We start from the raw sequence: 21,757 nt of genomic DNA, 5'->3' as shown, positions 1-21,757 counted from the left end.
CCGATGGGATATCGGCGCCTGTTTGTTCTCAAGTTTATTTATGTCCGTATGATAAGGTTAAGTCCAATTGGACTGTTCAACGGTTTTCCTTTACTGCTTGCCGAATTTAACAATTTGGTGCAGCGGAAGCTCCAGCGTATCGGCAACTTGTTCAGGCGTGAAGCCTTTGCTTAACAGCTTACGCGCGATAAGGCTTCGCTCCTCTTCCTTCCCTTCTTCTTTTCCCTCCGCTTTTCCCTGTTCGATCCCTTCCTCGTAGCCCCAGCGTTTCCAAGCCGGCATCAAATCCATGATCGCATCCCCTTCCTCCGGATATCGCTCTTGCAATTCCTTTAAGACGGCTTCGTCCTGCTCTCGATCCGGTACGAAATACATGTCCGCAACGGACATAATCAGCGCGATTCGCGCACTATCGAACTTCTTCCTCAGCCGCAGGATCATGCGCAAATAAGCCGATCGTAATTCTTTCTTCTCCGAATCATTATAACCCATTTTCGCAAGCAGCGCAGCAGCCACCGGGTTGTCGGAATCGATGAACCTCCGCCAGTTCTGCTTTCGCAGCTCCACCTTTAAAAACTTGAAGCGCACAATTTCAAGCCCGGGAATCTCCATCACGAACGTGTCCCGTTCATCCCGCGCTTCGTCCGACGTGAAGATCGCGATCGGAATAATCAGCTTGTGCTGCTTGCGATGCCGCTCGAACAGCCGGCTGAAGTAGATGAACATCCGTTCGTGAAAATCGCGTTGCCTGGTCGACTGAGGCTCCATATGCACCAAAATGTAAGCGTCCAGCGCCCGATACCGGGTTTCCAGCAGAAGGTCGAGCACACGTGCCTCCTCGCCGACAACGTCGACAAGCAACTCCTGCATGAGCAGCCTTGTCCGGCTGTGATCAAGCAACGCGTTTACATCCGTGAAAAACAACTCGAGAAATTCCGCGAAAAACGTCTGCAGCAGCTTCTTGAACGCCTCGTCATGAGGTGTAACCTCCTTCCCTTTTCGATTGACTTCCTCAGTTCGCCCGCTCATCCCAACCATCCTCTCCAAGGCCTCTCAAAACACAAACGCCGCCTGACCTCCTCATAAGGAGATCAGACGGCGTGTGCTTCACGACCGAAACGTTATATACAGAAGTTTAGCAGAATATACCTGTCGATGCAATAATTACTACGCCTACAAGTTTGCATAAAAGCAATCCCGGCAATGCTCCTCTTATCCTTCAATTTCGTAAGCGATTGCCCTGGACCTCTTTCGCTATGTCAAGAAACAGCAATCAGCCGCGAAACTTCCTTTACGAGACTGTTGAACTCCAACTTCTCGAACAATGCGTGGATCGCCGCGGCATCCGGTTGCCATAAACATTCCTCCGGCAAACATTCAACCGGCGCATCGCGACTGATCGTCGCCAGCTCCCGGCACAGATGCAGCATCTCGAGCTCGGCTTCGATTTTTGCTTTCACGCCTTTCGGCAAAGCATGGAGGTTGTCCAATATGCCTTCGATGGAAGCATATTCGACGAGCAATTTCGTAGCCGTTTTCTCTCCAATGCCTTTCACGCCCGGATAGTTATCCGACGTATCCCCGATCAACCCTTTCAAGTCGATAAATTGCTTCGGCGTCAATTGCTTCTCTTCCAGTAACAGCGCCGGGTCGTATACCGCGTAATTGGACGGGCCTTTTTTCATAATGACGACCTTCACTCGCTCGTCGACAAGCTGCAGCATATCGTGATCCCCGGTCAGCACGTACACTTCCATATGTTCGCTGAGTTTTCTCGATAACGTACCAATGCAATCGTCAGCTTCATAACCGGGAAAACCGATATTCGGAATACCGAGTCCACTGGCGACTTCCTTCACCAGATCGAATTGTGGAATCAGATCTGCCGGAGCATCGGGGCGATTCCCCTTATAGTCTGCAAACTTCTCCGTCCGGAACGTCTTGCTGCCAAGATCCCAGCAACAAGCAATGTGCGTCGGTCTAAACGTTCTGCAAGCGTCCAACAAATACCGGACGAAGCCGAACACCGCGTTCGTAGGCAATCCGTCTTTCGTCTTCCGAATGTAGCCGCCGTATGCGTTCGCGAAGTAACCTCTGAACAATAGCGCCATCCCGTCGACGAGCAATACTTTTTGTTCCGCCATTCGTTTTTCCTCCCCGTTTATCATTGCGTCGGTTCAGCTTCGCGTACGAACCATCCGATCCGCTGAGCCGCATCTAATAACACTTCTTCCGGCTCGACGAGCGCAAGCCGCACATACCCTTCGCCAAGCGCGCCGAACGCATTGCCCGGAATCGAAGCGACTCCGGTTGACGACAACAGCGCTTGAGAGAACGCCCTAGACGACCAGCCTTCAGGCACGGACGCCCACAGGAACATCGTCGCTTGCGGCATCGCTACGTTCCAGCCGTTGTCGTGCAGTGCAGATACGAAAGCATTGCGTCTGCGCTCGTACAAAGCACCGATCGGCTTCGACTCGCGCATATCCGCCTCAAGCGCAGCAATGCCAGCTTCCTGCGCGCCCAGAAAAACGCCGAAGTCGATGTTGTTTTTCAGCGCCCGCAAAGACGCAAGCGCCTCGCGGTTGCCGACCGCAAATCCGAGCCGCGTCCCTGCAAGATGGTAGGACTTGGACATGGAATGGAACTCGATCGCAACGTCTTTCGCGCCCGGAATTTCCAGCACGCTCGGCGGGCGGAAACCGTCGAACGCCATTTCGCTGTACGCGTTATCGTGAACAAGCAATACGCCACGCTTACGCGCCGTATGCACCGCCTTCTCGAAGAAACCGAGATCCGCCGTCGCGGACAACGGGTTACTCGGATAGTTCAATATCATAAATTTGATTTTGTCCCATACGGCTTGCGGAATCGCTTCGAAGTCCGGCAAATAGCCGTTCTCCGCCAGCAATGGCAGCGGGATCGGCTCGACTCCGGCTACCGCCAGTCCCGCACCGTATACCGGGTAACCCGGATCGGGCAGCAGCGCCGCGTCGCCCGGGTCGCTTATCGCAAGCGGCAGATGCGCAAGCCCGTCCTGCGTGCCCATGAGCGATAATATTTCCGTCTCTGAGTCGAGCAGGACGCCGAACCGAAACGCGAACCACTCCGCAACCTTCGCCCTGAACCCCGCTGTCCCTTCCGTCCCAGGATAACGGTAGACATCCGCTCGGAGGCTCGCTGTCGACAATACATCACGCAGCGACTCGGATGGAGGTAAATCGGGGCTACCGATATCCAGGTTAATTACCGCCATTCCTTTATCACGCGCCGTCTGCTTCCATCCGGCAACTTCGGCGAATATCGCAGAGCCAAGACGGTCTATTCGTCTTGAGCGATAAGCGCCACTCATCGGCCGAACCACGCCGGACCGACATCGGCTTCCTTGTAACCGACCGTAATCTTCTCGCCATCCGTAATAATCGGTCGTTTAATAAGCATACCGTTCATCGCGAGCAGCCGAATTTTTTCCTCGTCGGACAGCTTCGGCATAACGTCTTTCAGTCCTTGCTCCCGGTAGGCTTCACCGGATGTGTTCGTCCACTTCGAGATCGGCAGTCCGCTCAGACGAATAAACGCTCCCAACTCTTCAACACTCGGCGGCGTCTCCCTAATCTCGTGAAGCTCTAGCTCGTAGCCGTGCTCTTTCAGCTCTTTGATCGCGCCTTTGCACGTGCTGCAAGTCGACAGATGATACATTTTTAACGTTTTCTTTTTCGCGTTTACTTTCGCCACGATTTATTCCCCTTTTTCCAACTTGATCAGCCGCTGTTCCAAGCGGCGCATATCTTCCGGCAACGGCGCTTCCAGCATCATCGGCTCTCCCGTGATCGGGTGATCGAAACCAAGTCTTGCCGCATGCAGCGCCTGTCTGTTAATGACGTCGCCCAGATGCGCCGCGGTATTCGATTTCTCCCAACGTTCCTCCGTATAATACGAATCTCCGATAATCGGACACCCGATCGATGTCATGTGCACCCGAATTTGGTGCGTCCTCCCCGTTCCAAGACGGACTTCCAGTTCGCAGGCGTTCTCCCCGTCGCCGAATTCGAACGCTCGCGCGACATGGTAGAAAGTGAGGCAACTCTGACCGTCCGGACGGACGACGCGTCTGTGCGGATCTTCGTCGGATCGGTCAATCGGCGATTCGATTCTTCCTTCCTTCTCCGGCGGCCCACCATAGACGTACGTCCGGTACATCTTCGTCACTTTGCCTTCATTCATCTGGGCGGACAGTTGCTGCTGCGCGAGTGAATGTTTGGCGACAACGACTAGCCCCGACGTATGCTCGTCCAGCCGGTGAACAGGCCTGAACCTGATTTTCTCCCCGCGTTCCTGCCAATAATGAATGACGCCGTTCGCCAGCGTATTCAAGTAATGTCCGGTCGTCGGATGGACGATCAGTCCTGCGGGTTTGTTCAGCACAAGCAGATGCGCGTCTTCATAGACGATGTCAATCGGCATTGGCTGCGGCAGTATCGTTTCCGATTCCTCCGCCTCGATTCGTAGGCGGATGACGTCGCCTTCCGCAAGAACATGATTGCTCCACACTTTCTCTCCGTTAACGCTGAGCCCTTCATCCGACGACTTCAACTTCACCATGAGCCGTCGGGAGATGCCAACTCGCTTGCGCAGCACATCCCGCAGCATTCTCCCGTGATCCGACACGTTCGCCACAATCTCGATCGGCTCATAATATTGCTGCGACGGCTTTTGCGCCGCCTCTTCCCTTTTTTCGTCCATACCGTTCACGTCCTTCGGCGAAACACATGCGCGCCCCGCTCATACTCGACGTCGGGCACGCCAAGTTCGGCATTCGCCGCTCTTGCCGCCGCGAAGAAGAAATCAGACAACCGGTTCAAATATTTCCTCACTTCTTCAGGGCACACCTGGGACGCAGCCATCGTCACAACTCTTCTCTCGGCACGGCGGCTTACCGTTCTGCACACATGCAGAAGCGCTGCGGGCTCACTCCCACCGGGTAAAATAAATCTGGCGATAGGAGGCGTCACCGCTTCGTACTCGTCGATCCATAACTCAAGCCGTTCGGTCATTTCCGGCGCAACTTTCATCTTCTCCGCAACCGGTTCGGCATAACTCAAGTCCGAGCCGCAATCGAACAATTCGTGCTGAATCAGAACAAGCCGGTTCGCCATCTCTTCCAGAGAGGGCAATCCCGACCGGGCCAGCGCCGATGCAGCCTGACCGACGAAACTGTTCAATTCATCAATCGTCCCGTATGCTTCTACGCGCGCGTCGTCTTTCCGCACCCTTGCGCCGATGACCGACGTCTGTCCTTCGTCGCCCGTTCTCGTATATAGTTTCATCTGTTTTGCCCTCTTCGTTAAAAAAGAGGCCGGCGACGTGTCACCGAACCTCCTCCCGACTTAATAATACTTCCTTCATATATTCATTGATCTTCTGATCGAGCTTGCGACTGAGAGCCATAACAGGATCGGATATAAAAGAATGCTCCTGAAGAACCGCTTCCGTCATTTCCTTACGAAGACGATCGATTTCTTCCTTTAAAATCGCGACCCGATTCGGGCTATGAGAGTCGATGGGCGTGACCTGGCGGACTGACGTCTGATGTGTACGTTTTGCCGAACCCATGTCTTTCTCCCCCTTCTCATGACAATTGCTTCCTTCGACGGGTTAAAAACCATGGATATTATAGCAAAACATTTAGAAAAAGAACATCTATTTTGTAAACTTATCGATATCAAGCCAGTTTTCTGAGAAATTTATCAATTCTATCCAGTGACTCCGTTAACTGAGCAACCGAAGTCGCGTAGCAGCATCTCAGGAACCCTTCTCCGCCTTTGCCGAACACGTGCCCAGGTACGGCGGCGACTTTCGCTTCGAGAAGCAGCCGCTCGGCAAACTGCTCGGACGTAAGCCCAGTCGCTTGCACCGACGGGAACGCGTAGAACGCGCCTTGCGGCTCGTGGCAATCTAGCCCCATCTCCCGGAAACCTTTCACGACAAGCCTGCGCCGTTGGTTGTACGATTCCATCATGCGTTCTTTCTCTTCCATGCCGCTCTTCGTAAGCGACTCAATACCCGCAACCTGCGCCATCGTGGACGCGCACATGATCGTGTATTGATGGATTTTCAGCATAGCGTTAATCAAATCGGGATGCCCGCAAGCATATCCGAGACGCCAGCCGGTCATTGCGAACGCTTTGGAGAAGCCGCTGACGAGAAGCGTGCGGTCTTTCATCCCGGGAAGAGATGCGAAGCTGACATGCTTGCCTCCGGTGAAAGTCAGCTCCGCATAGATTTCATCGGAAATGACGATCAGATCGTTCTCTTCGACGATTTTGGCAATCGGCAGCAGCTCTTCATACGTCATAATCGCTCCCGTCGGATTGCTTGGATAACAGAGGATGAGCACCTTCGATTTCGGCGTGATGGCCGCTCTTAAGCTTTCCGGCGTCAGCTTGAACTGGTCCTTCGCGAACGTCTCGATGCCGACAGGCACACCGCCCAGTAGCTTCGTAATCGGCGAATACGGCAAGTAACTCGGCTCCGGAACAAGCACTTCGTCTCCCGGTTCGATCAGCGCACGCAACGCCAGGTCGATGCCTTCACTGCCTCCGACCGTCACGATCATTTCGTTCGTCGGCTCGTATGTCAATTGGAATTGATTAAATAAGTATTGTCCGATTGCTTCGCGCAGCTCAAGCAAACCGGCATTCGGAGAATATTGCGTTTTGCCTTTCTCCAAGGAATGCACTGCAGCGTCCCTTACCCGCCATGGCGTAACGAAATCCGGTTCGCCAACGCCAAGCGAGATAATATCTTTATCCTTGCTTGCGCTAACCAAATCGAAGAAACGTCGGATGCCCGACGGCGGAATCGCTCGCGCGCCCGCGGCCAGGTAACTTTGCATACCGCCGCTCCGCTGTTGGACTGTGGGGGGAATGAGCGGCTTTTCCTCGTCTTTAATCATCGTTCATCTCTTCCTTTACGGTAGGCTCCGGACGTCTTCGAACCGGGTTATGGCGATACGAGCAAGCGGTGGTCATCTTCGAATTCTTCAAAAATGATCCCGTCCTGCTTATATTTCTTCAAAATAAAAAACGTCTTCGTTGCGATGACCGATTCGATCGTCGACAGTTTGTTGGACACAAACGACGCGACTTCCTTCAAGTTCTTGCCTTCGATCTCTACGAGCAAATCATATGCGCCGGACATCAAGTAAACCGATTTCACTTCCGGGTATAAATAAATGCGTTCTGCGATGCTTTCGAACCCGCGGCCTCTTTCAGGCGTGCACTCGACTTCGATTAACGCAGTTACTTTCTCGTCGTCCACCTTGCTCCAGTTCACGACCGTGGCGTACTTCACGATCACGTGGTCCTGCTCCATTTCCGCGATCGCCGCGGCGACTTCCTCTTCCTTCGCGCCAAGCATCGTCGCGATCGTAGACGCGGTCAAGCGGGCGTCTTCCTTCAACAAATCCAAGATGCTTAATTTGAACTCGTTCATCGTGATCCCTCCTGAATTACTCTTCATCATACATCAAATACAGGCCGCGTGAAAAGTTAATTAAGGCAATTTAAGAAAATCCCCGCATCGGCTTGACCGATCGGGGATTCCGTAATTCAACGCTGGCATAGACACAAGCATGAGCCTTGCTTATTGCATCATTTGTGTCGCTTGTCCGTTCATGGAAGCTTGCGCCATTGCTCCTTGCGCCGTGCGGGTTTGTTGCACAAACTGATTGGTCTTCTGCTGCGTTTGTTGGTACGACTTCAACTGCTTGTCGATCTCCTGCTTCAGCACCGGCGAAGAGGCATTGTACATATTGTTCGATTGCATTGCATTATACAATTCACCTTGCAACTTTAATGTATCGTCCAAAAGTTGAGTGAACATTTGGCGAATGTCTGGACATACCGATTCCATCGCAGCCGTGGCGTATTCCCTCGTGACCCTTTTCAGATCGCTCAAAACCGTATAGGCGATATCCTCATCAGGCAAAGTCGTTTGATTCATCATCGTCGATCCCTCCTTAAGCCTGAGGCTGTGCCGGCGCCAACGATTGATGCTGTTGGACGGCACTCAGCAGTGTGTTGTAGTGCTGCGTGTGAACGTCGATCATATGCGTGCACATTTGCTTGATCTGGGCGTTCGTCATCGTAGCGGCGGCGACCGCGCATTGCTTGATCAATAAATCCTCATTCGACATGGAATCGGCGATATACTCGAGCTCTTTGGCAGTCATCGCTTGCATCATGGACAGAGTACCTCCTGTTTGCTATTGGACATCAGAGGTTAGTGTGCATTAAGGAAGACGATGTTATGCTTGGGCGGAAATGGAAGAGAAAACAACTGAGCCAAAATAAAAGCCCCGCGGAGCTAATCGTAGTAATCGAAGAAATTCTAACGATTAGCGGTGCGAGGCACCGTTATTCAGACAATTCGCCGGAATCCGAGCGATTAGCGGTGCGAAGAGCCGTTATTTCGTTAACGAAGTGCCTTCAAAATATCCCCATGCTCAAGTAACGCTCACCTGTATCCGGAGCAATGCAAAGCACTCGCTTGCCTGCGCCCAGCCGCTTGGCGACCTGCATCGCCGCCCACACCGAAGCGCCGGATGAAGGACCGACGAGCAAACCTTCCTTGCGCGCAAGCAGGCGTGTCGTCTCCAGCGCGTCGTCGTCCGCAACTTGAATGATTTCGTCGTAGACTGACGTGTTCAGAATAGCCGGCACGAAGCCGGGACTTGTCCCGACGAGCTTATGCGGGCCTGGCGCTCCTCCTGATAGCACCGGAGAACCGGCAGGCTCCACGACAGCGACGTATAAGTCCGGAAGCTGCGCCTTCAGCGTCTCTCCCGTGCCCGTAATCGTTCCCCCAGTGCCCGCCGTCGCGACGAACGCGTCAAGCCGCCCTTCCATTTGCTCGATAATTTCCAATGCCGTCGTCGTTCGATGAATGTCCGGATTGGCCGCGTTCTCGAATTGGTTCGGCATGTAACTGCCCGGATTATTGCCGATAATTTCCTTCGCCATCGCAATCGCGCCGGGCATCCGCTCCGCAGCCGGCGTCAAGACGACTTCCGCGCCATAGGCGCGCAGCAGCGAAATGCGCTCCTTCGTCATATTGTCCGGCATAACAAGGATAAGCCGGTAACCTTTGGCTGCTGCATACATCGCGAGCCCAATTCCCGTATTGCCGCTAGTCGGCTCTACAATCAGCCCGCCGGGAGCGATCAGCCCTCGGGTTTCGGCATCCATAAGCAAACCCGACGCGGCGCGGTCTTTCACGCTGCCGCTCGGGTTCATTTTCTCCAGCTTCACATAAATTTCCGCATGCTCCGGACCAACGATTCGTTGTAATCTGACCGCGGGCGTATCGCCAATCAACTCGATGACGGAATTTACGATCCGACTCATTGCGCACCGTCCTGAGGCTGGCTAAGCTTTCGTATGATCTGATGACGATGGGCATCGCCGAGCATCGATTGCACAGTAAAACACGAAGGACAGACGTACATCGTTAACGTAAACGGCGCTTCCATCGGATGATCGCCGTCAAGCGCTTCGAACGCCCGTGGACGGAAATGATCCGCCGATACGAGCTGCTCTCCCGTTTCCAACATATACTCGCGGCATTGCGGACATTCCGGGACTAACTCCTGCTCGTCGACCAGCTGTTCGACCATTTCCTCGAATCGTAACAACTCATCGTTCGGTTCGGCCAGCGATTCCTCATCATCCACCCAGTCGAGATTTTCCTCATCGTCGATACCGATTGTAACTCCTACACCGTCTTGATCCGCTTCGAATGCTTCCGTTTCCTCCTCGTCCTCGTCCTCGTCCTCGCCGATATCTACACGCAACGTACGGTAACCATCAAGCTCGTTATCGCAGATGGGACAATACTTTTCGGGCTCCTGCCCGTCTTCTTGCAAAATTTCGCTTTGGCACCAAGGGCATATGACGACAGCCATCTTGCATCAAGCCTCCTTCATCCAATAAATAACGCCGATGGCGACAAACAATACAGCGAGCGCTAACAACGTTCCCCACAAATATTTCATGATGGATTCCTCCGATTTAAACGACCGCCGCCCCGATGATGTAAGACAGAGAGACAGAAATGATGAGTGCTAGCAGACCGACCGCTCGGTTATCCTTTCCGATTTCCTCGTCGATCTTGAAAACGGGAGTCAGAAACTCGAACAAGAAGTAGGCCGCGAGCAGAAGTACAAAACCGACGCCAGACCACAGCAAACTATGATAGATCGTATCTTTAGCCTCGATGGAAAAACGAAAAATGTTGCATATGCCGAAAATTTTCCCGCCTGTCGCCATCGCAACCGCGACGTTTCCTTTACGGATTTCTTCCCAGCTATCGTACCTGGTCACCCATTCGAATACGGCGAGAAACACGATCAGCGCGAGAATACCGACGGAAAAATAGGCAAGCATCGCCGGCAAAGGGCGAGACATCAAGGAATCGACCAATCCGTCCATCGTTTCGACCTCCCGTTAATTCCCGATTGTTCCCATTAATGAAGCTCGGCTACGGACACCCCTGCTCCGCCTTCACCGAATTGGCCCAACCGATAACTTTTGACGTGTTTGTGACGTCTCAGAAACTCTTGCACGCCGGTTCGCAGCGCGCCCGTTCCTTTCCCGTGTATGATGTACACTTGGCCGAGGTTCGACAAGAATGCTTCGTCGAGGAACCGGTCGACTTCCATAATCGCTTCGTCCAGCATCATTCCCCGCAAATCAAGCTCGGTACGGACATTGTCGTCCCGCGATCTCTTGACAATTGTCGCTTGCGCCGCAACCTTCTTCGCCTGTTGCGCGGAGCCCCGCACCGGTTCCAGATCGGATATCGCTACTTTCATTTTCATAATGCCAAGCTGCACGACCGCTTCCGAAGAACCGCTTAACTCGACAACGACGCCTTTCTGCCCGCCCAGACTATGCACTTTGACTTCGTCTCCAGCTTCGATCTTCGCAGGCTTCCCGCCTGTTGACCGGTTCGGCTTCGCGACAGGCGACGGAACCGCTTCCTCGAGTCGTCGCTTCGCCTCGATCAGCTTGTGCTCCTTCACCGATGCACCTTCTTCAAGAGCAAGCTTGCGCAAATCGGCGATAATTTCCTCCGCCTCCCGCCTTGCTTTGGAGATCGCGGTGCGCGCTTCCTCCCGTGCATTGTCCAGCAACTTGGCTTTCTGTTCCTGCAGCTTGAAGCGTTCCTCTTCGAGGTCATTCTTCATTTTCTCTGCTTCTCGCTGCAGCCGTTCCGCAAGTTGACGGTCAGCCCGAGCTTGCAGGCGATCTTCCTCAAGCGAAGCGATCATGGAATCGACTTTAAGCTCATCCTCGCTCACTTCGCCTTTCGCATGATCGATAATGCTTTTCGGCAAGCCTAATCTTTCCGCAATCGCGAAGGCATTGCTTCTTCCCGGCACGCCGACAAGCAGTCGGTACGTCGGACGGAGCGTCGTGACGTCGAATTCCATGCTTGCGTTGATGACGCCTTCGCGATTATAAGCATAAGCTTTCAATTCGCTGTAATGCGTTGTGGCGATAAGCCGACAGCCTTGCTTCTGCAGATGCTCCAGGATGGCGATCGCCAGCGCCGAGCCTTCCGCAGGATCCGTTCCCGCTCCAAGTTCATCAAGAAGGACGAGACTGCGGCTCGTCACTTGGTTGAGCATGGAGATCAAGTTCGTCATATGGCTGGAAAACGTACTCAAGCTTTGCTCAATGCTTTGTTCGTCGCCGATGTCAGCATAAATACCGTCGAATACGCACAAGATGCTGCCTTCTTCCGCTGGGATGAACAGACCGGACATCGCCATCAGACTGAGCAAGCCGACTGTTTTGAGCGATACGGTTTTGCCGCCCGTATTCGGACCGGTCACGATGATCGACGTATAAGAATCACCGAGGCCAACATCAATCGGGACCGCATTCTTGAACTCGATCAGGGGATGACGCGCTTGCCTGAGCAGTAATCTGCCTTCGTCGTTCATCTCCGGTAAAGTCGCATGCAACGATTGAGCCAAGGAAGCTTTCGCGAAAATAAAATCGATAACGCCGATTATTTCCGCGTCTCCCGTGAGCAAATCGGCGCGATCCCCGACTTGTGCGGTCAGCTGGCGCAAAATGCGCTCGACCTCATTTTGTTCCCTGATTTTCAATTCGCGCAGCTTGTTGTTCATCTGAACGACGGCTTCAGGCTCGATGAATAATGTTGCTCCGCTTCCAGACTGATCGTGCACGATGCCGCCGAAATGCGCTCGATACTCTTGCTTGACCGGAATAACATATCGGTCGTTCCGCATCGTGATCAGCACGTCTTGCAGCATCTTCTGCACCGAGCTGGAGCGAATAAGCGATTCCAACTTTTCCCTAGCCCGGCCGGCGTTTACTCGAATATCTCTGCGAACGGAGGCGAGCTCCGCGCTTGCTGAATCGAGCACATCGCCTTGTTCGTCAATACAACGGCGGATATCGTCTTCAATCGCTTTAAAATCGGTCAATGGCTCGCATAGATCGGCCAGCAGGGGTAACTCCGTCTCTTCCCCGGCTGCTGCGATAAAACGACTTAATCTGCGGGAACCGAAAATAAATTGTGCAATCTCCATTAATTCCGGAGGCTGCAACATGCCCTGCAGCTTTGCCCTGCGAAGCGACGAACGGACGTCCGTAACGCCTCCAAACGGCGGAGCGCCTTTCAGCGCGACGGCGCGCGAAGCTTCATCCGTTGCGGCTAGGCGTCGCTTGACGACGGACAGTTCGCGAGCGGGAGACAATTTCTCCGTTTCTTCCCGGCCAAGACTCGTCGCAGCGAGCTCCGTCAGCCTGGAGATGATTTTATCGTATTCCAATGTATGTAAAGCTTTAGCATTCACGGGGGAATTCAACTCCTTCGCCCTCTATTATAGCCGAACCGCCCGATCTTGCGAAACCTTCCGCTCATACAGTTTGAAACTCGGGACACAATATCAATAAAAGGAGGCGTTCACATGAATTTTCTAGGTACTGTCGTACGGTTTGTCGTGTCGGCCATCGTGCTGATGGTCGTCGGCTGGCTCGTTCCCCAATTTTCCGTTGGCGGTTTTTGGAGCGCGTTGATGCTCGCCGTTGTCATCGCCGTGCTGGGTTGGATTATCGAGGGCATTTTCGGCAAAAAGGTGACTCCATTCGGCAGAGGAATCGTCGGGTTTCTCTCAAGCGCGCTTGTCATTTGGTTGGCGCAATTCGTCATCGGTCACGTAGCGGTCACCGTTGTCGGCGCTTTGCTGGCCGCGCTGGTGATCGGCATCATCGACCTCTTCATCCCTGTCGCGACGCCTTACGAAGCGATACATCACAGAAACAGGGGTTAAGAAGTTGCTAAGCAGGTCCTCAGAAAAGGTCCTACAGAAACCATCCGTCCCGTTCGCGGGAGGATGGTTTCTTTTTGCCAATAATTTGTCAAAATTCCGCCATACTCCCCCGAATCTCCAGCTTGGCGCTTATGGTACAATGGGGGGCGACGGGAACATCTTCCTCGCTTTAAACGAGTGTCGTTACCCGAAAATCGATCGGAGGGAATCATCATGTACAAAAAAATCGCTATGTTTCTTACACTCGCTGCTCTCGCTCTCACTCTAGCGGCATGCGGCGGCAATAAAAACAACAACGCTGAGCCAAGCGGCTCCGCTGGCGCAAGCTCCCCGGCTGCCGAAGCTTCACAGGAACTCGTCATCAACGCGACATCTTGGGAATTCGACAAAGCGGAATATACAATGCCGAAAGATACGCCGGTCAAGCTGACGCTTAACAACACTAAAGGCGCGCATGGCATCGAGATCAAAGGCCAAGACTTCGAAATTCACGGCAATAAATCCAAGGTCATTACATTACCTGCCGGCACTTACGAAATTCACTGCAGCATCATGTGCGGAGCAGGCCACAAAAAAATGGTATCGAAACTCGTCGTTAGCTAAGCAGTAGAGGATATTCAAGGGGCAGGAAGCCGTCCGAATTCGGGCGGCTTCTTTATTTTGGTTAGGGTGCCTTCGACCTTCAAAGGGAATGATAAGACAGCTATCAACCAAGGATTGACGATAAGGAGACGGTAATGCCGAACTCAAACCATTCTGCCGTTCGCTCTTCGCGGCTCGATTCCCAGACGAGGCTATTACTCTCGGTTAATGCCTTTTTCGTTACAGCCAACGCTTTGTCTGGCACATACCTCGGCGTATACATATGGAAAGCAAGCAACGATTTCGCCAAGGTTGGCTGGTTTACGCTATTTAATTACGTAATCATGGCGTTAACGTTCTGGATCGCAGGCAACGGAGTGAAGGAAAGTAATAAAATGACCTACCTCCGTGCAGGAATTTTCATATCTGCCGGATTTTACGCCGTAGTCCTTCTTCTCGGCTCATCCGCACAGAATTGGATCTATTGCCTTGGCATGCTGCAAGGGTTGGCTGCCGGCTTGTTTTGGTTATCGTTTAACGTCGTGTACTTCGAGATGACGGACGCGAATAACCGGGACCGCTTCAACGGATTGGCGGGCGTCATCGGCTCTGTCGTCGGAATCGTCGTCCCGTGGACATCCGGCTTTCTCATTTCCCGAAGTGCGGGCGGGAACGGATACCGGCTTGTTTTCGCGATATCACTGGGCGTTTTCGTTGGCGGGTTCCTGCTCAGTTTTCTACTGCGCCATCGAAAAACGAGAGGTGATTACAACTGGCTATTGCCTTTTCGTTACATCGTTCGACGCCGTACGCCATGGCCTGCCTTATTCGGCGCGCTCGCTGCTCAAGGCTTGCGCGAAAGTGTCATCGGCGTCTTCATCGGCCTGCTCGTCTTCGTGGAGACGGGGAGCGAAATGCGGCTGGGGCAATTCGTTCTCCTCACTTCCGCCGTCGGCTTCGTCAGCTTCTACGTCACCGGCAAATGGCTGAAACCGTCATGGCGCGACAAAGGCATGCTCGTCGGCGCTGCGTCTCTTGCGCTTTCCGTCATACCGTTGTTTTTCGGAGTCGGCTTTGTCAGTTTGCTTGTTTATGGCATCCTATCTGCGCTTTTCATGCCTTTATTCGTTATCCCGATGACGTCATCGGTGTTTGATTGGATCGGCAGCGACGATGAAAGCGCCAGCCTGCGCGTTGAATTCGTCGTCCTGAGGGAGCTTGCGCTATGCGCGGGCCGAATCGTCGGTATGGGGATCTTCATAGCCACGGTCGCCGCGACGCGCAAACCAGCGATCATCAGCCTTCTTCTGGCTTTCGTCGGAAGTTTCCCTCTGCTTAGTTGGTACTTGACGAGAGGGAGGCTCCGAGTCGGGATGGAAGGCCGACGGTCAGGAAAATCTCCCTCTCCGCGCCTGAAGTCGGCGAAATAAAAAGCCCGATCGATACCGGCCGACGCATCGCACTGGATGTCGTTGGCCGGTATCGATCGGGGCATTACCCAAAATCACGATAAGATCAAGAATGCTCAAGCAAGTCGATCCATTCGTTGTACTCGTTTTGAAGTTTAGCATACTCAATTTTTAATTCCTCGTGCTCGCCCTGCAGTTTCTTAAGCTCGCTCAAAATGCGTTCGCCCTGATCTTCGACTTCTCGCAGCCGAGCGATCGGCACCGAGTCCGTCGAATCGATCGCTGGCGCCGCCGCCGCTTCCGCAAGCGCCGCTTCCAGTTCGCGTTCCGCGCGTTGCGCCGATTCGCGCCATGCTTCCCCTGCTTCGGTCAGTTCACCGATACGGGCTTGCAAATCTTGCGCCATCTGTTCGGCTGCTTGCTTATCCCCGACTGCAGAAGTAAGTCGCGTCTGAAGCTCGTCCGCGAGTAGGTTCCGTTCCGCTTCCGCAGCTTCAATCTCCTGCAATTGCTTCTGCAGCTTGTCCCTCTCCTGCTCGACTTTCTCTAGTTCGACTGCAAAAGCACGTTGGCGCTCCGATGTCGCCTCTTCGACTTCGTGAAGCATTTCCTGCTGCTCCAGTACAGTCATCCGCTGATCTTCGGCGACTTTCGCCCAATGCTCAACATCGCTTTCAAGTTGGACGCGCAGCTTGTGCCATTCTGCGAGTTGCGACTGCAACTTGTCTCGTTCTGCTGCCGCGGATTCGAGCTCAGCCTTGGCAAGCTCCAATTCTTCCGCATAGATCGCTTCGATATCTCCGGCTTCGGTGGACGCTTTGTCCATAATAATCTGGATTTCGGCATCTTTGCGGTTCTCAAGCGATTTCAGCTCGCTTGAGCGACGTTCTTCCGTCTCTTCCAGTCGGGAAACAAGCTTCGCGTATTCGTCCGCGAACTGCTCCCGAAGCGATTCCAGTTCGTTTGCCCGGCGACTTTCAAGCTCAGCAAGCTTCGACCTAGACGTTTCCGCCTCTTCCGTGCGAATCTCCTGCAACCGTTCAGCTTCAGCACGTACAGATGCCAGTTCGTTCGCAGCCTTGTCAGCTTTGGCCAACGCCAAAGCCAATTCTTCGCGCAAGGCAGCTACAGTTGCGGCAGCTTCCTCTCTCTCGGCGATCCGACTCCGCTCGATTTGTTCCCGTTCGGCATTCATCAGCCGCTCCGCTTCTTCGCGAACAGACGTCAACTGCGTCTCCGCTTCGGCCAATAGGCGCTCGACTCTGGCCTCCGCATCGCTGCTCGCTGCAAGAACCCGCTCGTCCGCCACCGCTTGCGCGGAAGCGAGCGCTTCTTCGCCGCGCACGAGCTCTTCCATCAGCTTCTCCTCAAAGGACGCTTCCGCTTCGGCCAGCTTACGTTGCGATTCCGTCTGGGCTGCACTTACGCGCTCTTCCGCTTCCGCATGTGTCGCCCAGACAATTTCGTCCGCTTCTGACTTCGCTGCGAGCACACGTGCCTCCGCATCTGCTTTTACGGCGGCGAGTTCGTTTTTGGCTTTCAACCTTGTGTCTGCAAGTTCCGCTTGCGCTAGCGCTTTGGCCGCGGACAGGTTTTCTTCTGCTTGCGCCTTTGCTTGGGCAAGTTCCTCCTGTGCCTGCGCTTTGACTGAGGACAGAATTTCCTCTGCTTGCGCTTTCGTTTGCGAGAGTTCCTCCTGAGCAAGCGCGAGGGCTGCGGACAGGTCTTCCTCTGCCTGTGCTTTCGCTTGCGTAAGGTCCTCATGTGCCTGCGCCTTGACGGCGGACAAGATTTCCTCTGCCTGCACTTTTGCATGCGCGAGTTCAGTCTGCGCTTGCGTCTTGGCCTGCACAAGCTCTTCGTGCGCCTGCGCCTTGACGGCGGACAAGATTTCCTCCGCCTGCGCTTTTGCTTGCTCGAGTTCCTCCTGTGACTGCGACTTGACCGCGGACAAGATTTCCTCCGCCTGAGCTTTCGCTTGCTCGAGTTCCTCCTGTGCCTGCGCCTTAGCATGCACAAGCTCTGCGTGCGCCTGCGCTTTGGCTGAAGACAATTCATCCTCCGCCTGAGCTTTCGCATCCGCGAGTTCATCTTGCGCTAGCGTCTTAACCGCGTTAAGCTCTTCCTCCGCGAAAGCTAATGCCTGCGACAGTTCTTCTTCCGCGAGTGCCTTAACGGCGGCTAATTCCTCCTCCGCCAGCGATTTCGCTTGTGTAAGTTCCGCTTGCAGCGCAGCCAGTTCGGCTTCATACCGCTCTTTCGCTCTCTCGAGCTCGGATTCGCCGAGCGCGATCGCCTCGGTCAGCAGCTTCTCTCCATTCAACTTCTCATTCTCAAGCCGGTGAGATAAGTCTTCCTGCAGAAGTTCAAGCTCTTCGATTTTTTTCTTGTACGTTGTCTCGTCTTTCAGCAATTGCTCGTATTCGCGCTTGATGCGCAACAGATCGTCGCCCATATTTACGGCGGCGAGCACAGCGAGCCTTGGCAGATCAAGGCGGGGCGAGCCGCTGTTGATTTTGCTCATCTGGTCGTTGACCATCGAGGCGACCCGTTTCATATACTCCGTACTAGTGTGACCCGTTATCGTATACTGCGTTCCATATATGTCAACGGTCACACGCGTTTTGTCATTCCCATTCACAGCGTGATCCTCCCATTGCGTCCATTTACAAAAAAAGCAGCGAACCGCCTTCCGCCAAGTGGCGTATAGACGTATTCGCTGCTTCCCTAGCGGTTTCCTGCCTATTTTCTAAGCTCTGCACCGAAAGATTGTTCCAATTGCGACAATACGCGGGCATGTGCCTCGCTCACTTCTTCATCCGTTAACGTACGTTCCGCGTGACGGTACACGAGAGCGATCGCTACGCTCTTCTTATCCGCCGCGACTCTATCTCCCGTATACACGTCAAAAACTTTCACCGACTCAAGCAATTCGCCAGCCGATTCCGATATCGCAGCCGTCAATGCCCCGCCCGCAACCACTCGATCGACGACGACGGCGATATCCCGCTCCATCGCAGGGTAACGCGGCAGCGGTTTGTAGGTGATATGGGCATCCGCATATTCATAGACCGGCGCCAGCTCGATTTCCGCAACATACGTGTCCGGCAGATCGAATTCGCGCTGCACTTCCGGATGAAGCTGGCCGATATAGCCAATCGTGTCCTCGCCGCGTTCGGTGCGAATTGTGACCGCTGCCGTGCGTCCAGGATGGAATCCCGCGGGTTGCGCAGCTACATATCCGATTCGCCCCGACAACCCAAGCCGGTCGAAAGCTTTCTCAAGCAAGCCTTTCGCATCGAAGAAATCGACCGCTTCCGCCGTCCGGTTCCATGCCGCAGCGCGGCGGTTGCCGGCAAGGAGCAGCGACAATCTTGGCTTTTCTTGCGGCAGACGCGTTAACGTTTCTTCGTCTGTATGATAAACGTTGCCAATCTCGAGCAAAGCCAGATCGTTGTTTTTGCGGGTCAAATTGTACGAAGCCGCTTCGATCAGACTTGGGAGCAGCGACGTGCGCAGGACGCTGCGCTCTTCGCTCATCGGCATCGCCAATGCGATTGGCTTCGCTCCGTCGTTCAATTCGGCGAACAACGCAGTGCGCGATGGAGAGGTTACGGAATAGCATACCGCTTCCTGCAAGCCGGCGCTCGTCAGCAGTTGGCGCAGCTCCCTGCGGATCGTCTGAGGTTTCGTCAGCTTGCCGGCCGTTGTCGGGCCTTCGATCAGAGTCGTCGGAATTTCGTCATAGCCGTGCAAACGGGCGACTTCCTCGACCAGATCGACGTCACGGCTAATATCTCCGCGCCGTGAAGGCACCGTTACCGTCCAATCCCCTTCGGCAGTCGACTCCGAGGCGAACTGCAATCGCGACAAAATTGTCTTCACTTCAAGAGAAGAGAGAGAAGTGCCGAGCATCCCGTTAATCCGCTCTAGCGACAAGTTCACGACCGTCGGCTCGACGGAAGCGACTTGCGCCTCGGCAACGCCTTCCGCGACATGGCCGCCGGCATAACGCGCGATCAGCCCCGCTGCGCGATCGAGCGCCGCGAGAACGCGACCCGGGTCGACTTCTTTCTCGAACCGGGCAGAGGCTTCGGAACGAAGACCAAGTTGGCGAGACGTACGACGTACGGTGCCGCCGTCGAATTTCGCGGACTCCAGCACGATAGCCGTCGTATCCGCCGTCACTTCCGAGTTCTCGCCGCCCATCACTCCAGCGAGAGCAATCGCCTTCTCCGCGTCGGCGATAACAAGCATCTGCGGCTCGAGCTTGCGGTCTTGACCGTCCAGCGTGACAAGCGTTTCGCCTTGGTTCGCAAGACGGACGTCGATGAGGCCGCCGGCGATTTTCGCCGCATCGAATGCATGCAGCGGCTGACCGTATTCGAGCATGACATAGTTCGTAATGTCGACGATATTGTTGATTGGACGAACACCCGCCGCAATCAATCTGTTCTGCATCCACAGCGGCGAGGGAGCCACTGTAACGCCAGTCACAAGTCTTGCCGTGTACAGCGAGCATTGCTCTTTCGCAGAGATCGACACGCGAACGCGATCCGCTATCGTCGTCTCCGTAGACTCAATAATATCTTTCTCAGGTTCCGGCAACGTTAGCGGACGCCCCGTCAATGCCGCCACCTCATATGCGACACCCAGCATGCTGAGGCAATCCGAACGGTTCGGAGTCAGATCGAGCTCCAACACGGAATCTTCAAGCGCAAGAACATCGAGAATGCTCTGGCCAACTTCCGTATCCGCAGGCAAAATCAAAATCCCTTCCTGCTGCTCCTTCGGCAGCAGCTTGTCGTTAATGCCAAGCTCTCGTGCGGAGCAGATCATCCCTTGAGACTCAACGCCGCGCAGCTTTGCGCGTTTAATGTCGAGGCCGCCTGGCAGCTTCGCGCCAACCGTAGCGACCGGCACCTTCATGTTCGCGCCGATGTTCGCCGCTCCGCATACGATTTGCAATTCCTCGCCCGTGCCGACGTCCACTTTGCACACGCTCAGCTTATCCGCATCCGGATGTTTCTCCCGGCTCGTGACATAACCGACGACTACGCCGCTTACGCCTGCGTTGCGGGAAGGTACGTTATCGATCTCGATGCCTCCGCGCGTCATCATTTCCGCCAGTTTCCGAGCGTCAATGCCGCTCAAGTCGATATAATCGGATAACCACCGATAAGATACGTTCATGGGAAACTCCCCTCATTTTATCCAAGTATTATGGTCGCAAACTTTCCACGCTTCGTCACAACTTCGCGAATTGACTCAGGAATTTCGTATCGTTCGCGTAGAAATGCCGGATATCGTCGATGTCGTATTTCAGCAGCGCGATACGCTCGACGCCCATGCCGAATGCAAAACCGGTAACTTCGTTCGGGTCGTAACCGCCATGCTCGAGCACTTTCGGATGGACCATGCCGCAGCCGAGAATTTCGATCCAGCCCGTATGTTTGCACATCCGACAGCCGCTGCCGCCGCATTGCGCACACGTCACATCGACTTCCGCGCTTGGCTCCGTGAACGGGAAGAAGCTCGGGCGCAAGCGGATTTGCATTTGCGGGCCGTACATTTCCTGTACGAATTGCAGCAATGTTCCCTTGAGATCGCTCATACGAATGTTCGGGCCGATAACAAGCCCTTCGATTTGATGGAACATGAACGAGTGCGTCGCATCGTCGTCGTCGCGGCGATACACTTTGCCCGGGCAGATCACTTTCACCGGCGTCTGTCCGTTCATCGCTTTCATCGTGCGAATCTGAACCGGCGACGTATGCGTGCGAAGCAAAATCTCGTCCGTAATATAGAAAGAATCCTGCATATCTCGAGCGGGATGGTTTTTCGGCAAGTTCAGCGCTTCGAAGTTAAAGAAGTCGGTCTCGACTTCCGGACCTTCCGCGATCGTGTACCCCATGCCGACGAAAATATCTTCGATCTCCTGGGCGACTTTGTTCAGCGGATGGACGGCCCCCGTCGCAACCGGCTTACCCGGCAGCGTCACGTCAATCGTCTCTGCTTGCAGGCGGTGCGCCGTCGCCGCGCGATCGAACGCCTCCTGTTTCTCCGCGATCACTTCTTCGATAGCGGCGCGCACTTCGTTGCCGACTTGACCGATCACCGGGCGCTCTTCCGCGCTGAGCGCGCCCATGCCGCGCAAAATTTCAGTCAGCTTGCCTTTCTTGCCCAAGTAAAGCACGCGAAGATCGTTCAGCGAGGCGGCATCGGACACCGTGCCAAGCTGATCCAGCGCTTCGGCGCGCAAAGCTTCCAAACGTTGCTTCATTCGAAACTCTCCTTTGTCTGGTGGAAAATAAACATTCACAAAATACCGGTAAAAACAAAAAAAGCCTTCTCTCCCGAAAGGGACGAAAAGACGTGGTACCACCCTTAGATCGGA

21 protein-coding genes are annotated in these 21,757 nt (G+C 54.3%); 3 read left to right on the top strand and 18 right to left on the bottom strand.

The window, feature by feature from the left end:
- Window positions 1–90: 90 nt before the first annotated feature.
- The 15 genes from ACFPOF_RS08350 to ACFPOF_RS08280 all read right to left on the bottom strand — a co-directional run bounded on the left by ACFPOF_RS08350 (window position 91) and on the right by ACFPOF_RS08280 (window position 12,892).
- Window positions 91–1,029 carry an Rpn family recombination-promoting nuclease/putative transposase gene (locus ACFPOF_RS08350; RefSeq protein WP_378131498.1) on the bottom strand — a complete coding sequence of 313 codons (939 nt, stop codon included), beginning with the start codon at window positions 1,027–1,029 and terminating at the stop codon, window positions 91–93.
- A 230-nt stretch (window positions 1,030–1,259) separates the two neighbouring features.
- Window positions 1,260–2,144: a 5'-3' exonuclease gene (locus tag ACFPOF_RS08345; RefSeq protein ID WP_378131496.1), complete on the bottom strand. Its 885-nt coding sequence runs from the start codon at window positions 2,142–2,144 to the stop codon at window positions 1,260–1,262.
- A gap of 20 nt (window positions 2,145–2,164) precedes the next feature.
- Window positions 2,165–3,352 (bottom strand): aminotransferase class I/II-fold pyridoxal phosphate-dependent enzyme, encoded by a 1,188-nt coding sequence (locus tag ACFPOF_RS08340; RefSeq protein ID WP_378131494.1) that lies wholly within the window; start codon window positions 3,350–3,352, stop codon window positions 2,165–2,167.
- Entirely contained in the window at window positions 3,349–3,735 is a 387-nt protein-coding gene (locus ACFPOF_RS08335) for a Spx/MgsR family RNA polymerase-binding regulatory protein (protein WP_378131492.1), read from the bottom strand. Before ACFPOF_RS08335 ends, ACFPOF_RS08340 begins: the two co-directional genes overlap by 4 nt.
- 3 nt (window positions 3,736–3,738) lie before the next feature.
- Window positions 3,739–4,743: an RluA family pseudouridine synthase gene (locus tag ACFPOF_RS08330; protein WP_378131490.1), complete on the bottom strand. Its 1,005-nt coding sequence runs from the start codon at window positions 4,741–4,743 to the stop codon at window positions 3,739–3,741.
- Between the two features lie 5 nt (window positions 4,744–4,748).
- Window positions 4,749–5,327 carry a cob(I)yrinic acid a,c-diamide adenosyltransferase gene (locus tag ACFPOF_RS08325; protein WP_378131488.1) on the bottom strand — a complete coding sequence of 193 codons (579 nt, stop codon included), beginning with the start codon at window positions 5,325–5,327 and terminating at the stop codon, window positions 4,749–4,751.
- A 40-nt stretch (window positions 5,328–5,367) separates the two neighbouring features.
- On the bottom strand, window positions 5,368–5,613 hold the full coding sequence (locus tag ACFPOF_RS08320) for an aspartyl-phosphate phosphatase Spo0E family protein (protein WP_378131486.1): 246 nt from the start codon (window positions 5,611–5,613) through the stop codon (window positions 5,368–5,370).
- Window positions 5,614–5,722: 109 nt separating this feature from the next.
- Window positions 5,723–6,955, bottom strand: a complete 1,233-nt coding sequence (locus ACFPOF_RS08315; RefSeq protein WP_378131484.1) for an aminotransferase class I/II-fold pyridoxal phosphate-dependent enzyme — start codon at window positions 6,953–6,955, stop codon at window positions 5,723–5,725.
- Between the two features lie 47 nt (window positions 6,956–7,002).
- Entirely contained in the window at window positions 7,003–7,494 is a 492-nt protein-coding gene (locus tag ACFPOF_RS08310; RefSeq protein ID WP_378131482.1) for an Lrp/AsnC family transcriptional regulator, read from the bottom strand.
- A 150-nt stretch (window positions 7,495–7,644) separates the two neighbouring features.
- Window positions 7,645–8,007 (bottom strand): spore coat protein, encoded by a 363-nt coding sequence (locus ACFPOF_RS08305; protein WP_378131480.1) that lies wholly within the window; start codon window positions 8,005–8,007, stop codon window positions 7,645–7,647.
- A 13-nt stretch (window positions 8,008–8,020) separates the two neighbouring features.
- On the bottom strand, window positions 8,021–8,245 hold the full coding sequence (locus tag ACFPOF_RS08300) for a hypothetical protein (RefSeq protein ID WP_378131478.1): 225 nt from the start codon (window positions 8,243–8,245) through the stop codon (window positions 8,021–8,023).
- 244 nt (window positions 8,246–8,489) lie between these two features.
- Window positions 8,490–9,407 (bottom strand): cysteine synthase A, encoded by a 918-nt coding sequence (gene cysK, locus ACFPOF_RS08295; protein WP_378131476.1) that lies wholly within the window; start codon window positions 9,405–9,407, stop codon window positions 8,490–8,492.
- The gene (locus ACFPOF_RS08290; RefSeq protein ID WP_378131474.1) at window positions 9,404–9,964 is read right to left on the bottom strand and encodes a hypothetical protein; all 561 of its coding nucleotides are present in this window, start codon (window positions 9,962–9,964) and stop codon (window positions 9,404–9,406) included. Before ACFPOF_RS08290 ends, cysK begins: the two co-directional genes overlap by 4 nt.
- Before the next feature lie 106 nt (window positions 9,965–10,070).
- Entirely contained in the window at window positions 10,071–10,490 is a 420-nt protein-coding gene (locus tag ACFPOF_RS08285) for a DUF350 domain-containing protein (RefSeq protein ID WP_378131472.1), read from the bottom strand.
- 35 nt (window positions 10,491–10,525) lie between these two features.
- Window positions 10,526–12,892 (bottom strand): endonuclease MutS2, encoded by a 2,367-nt coding sequence (locus tag ACFPOF_RS08280; RefSeq protein ID WP_378131470.1) that lies wholly within the window; start codon window positions 12,890–12,892, stop codon window positions 10,526–10,528.
- A 114-nt stretch (window positions 12,893–13,006) separates the two neighbouring features.
- On the opposite strand from ACFPOF_RS08280, the gene ACFPOF_RS08275 reads away from it, so the two are divergent.
- From ACFPOF_RS08275 to ACFPOF_RS08265, 3 genes are all read left to right on the top strand, one after another.
- Complete coding sequence (locus ACFPOF_RS08275) at window positions 13,007–13,369, top strand: phage holin family protein (RefSeq protein WP_378131468.1); 363 nt, start codon at window positions 13,007–13,009, stop codon at window positions 13,367–13,369.
- A gap of 213 nt (window positions 13,370–13,582) precedes the next feature.
- Window positions 13,583–13,972 (top strand): cupredoxin domain-containing protein, encoded by a 390-nt coding sequence (locus ACFPOF_RS08270; protein ID WP_378131466.1) that lies wholly within the window; start codon window positions 13,583–13,585, stop codon window positions 13,970–13,972.
- Window positions 13,973–14,106: 134 nt separating this feature from the next.
- Window positions 14,107–15,381 (top strand): MFS transporter, encoded by a 1,275-nt coding sequence (locus ACFPOF_RS08265; protein WP_378131464.1) that lies wholly within the window; start codon window positions 14,107–14,109, stop codon window positions 15,379–15,381.
- A gap of 85 nt (window positions 15,382–15,466) precedes the next feature.
- On the opposite strand, the gene zapA is transcribed toward ACFPOF_RS08265, so the two are convergent.
- The 3 genes from zapA to pheS all read right to left on the bottom strand — a co-directional run bounded on the left by zapA (window position 15,467) and on the right by pheS (window position 21,643).
- Entirely contained in the window at window positions 15,467–18,001 is a 2,535-nt protein-coding gene (gene zapA / locus ACFPOF_RS08260; protein WP_378131462.1) for a cell division protein ZapA, read from the bottom strand.
- A 101-nt stretch (window positions 18,002–18,102) separates the two neighbouring features.
- Window positions 18,103–20,553, bottom strand: a complete 2,451-nt coding sequence (pheT, locus tag ACFPOF_RS08255) for a phenylalanine--tRNA ligase subunit beta (protein WP_378131460.1) — start codon at window positions 20,551–20,553, stop codon at window positions 18,103–18,105.
- Between the two features lie 55 nt (window positions 20,554–20,608).
- Window positions 20,609–21,643, bottom strand: coding sequence for a phenylalanine--tRNA ligase subunit alpha (gene pheS / locus ACFPOF_RS08250; RefSeq protein ID WP_378131458.1), 1,035 nt, complete (start codon window positions 21,641–21,643; stop codon window positions 20,609–20,611).
- Window positions 21,644–21,757: the final 114 nt, after the last annotated feature.

It is taken from the genome of Cohnella soli, from assembly GCF_042655525.1.
GTDB classification, from domain to species: Bacteria; Bacillota; Bacilli; order Paenibacillales; family Paenibacillaceae; genus Cohnella; species Cohnella soli.
Note: the sequence above shows the minus strand (reverse complement) of the source record. Positions and strands in the feature narration are given on the sequence as shown.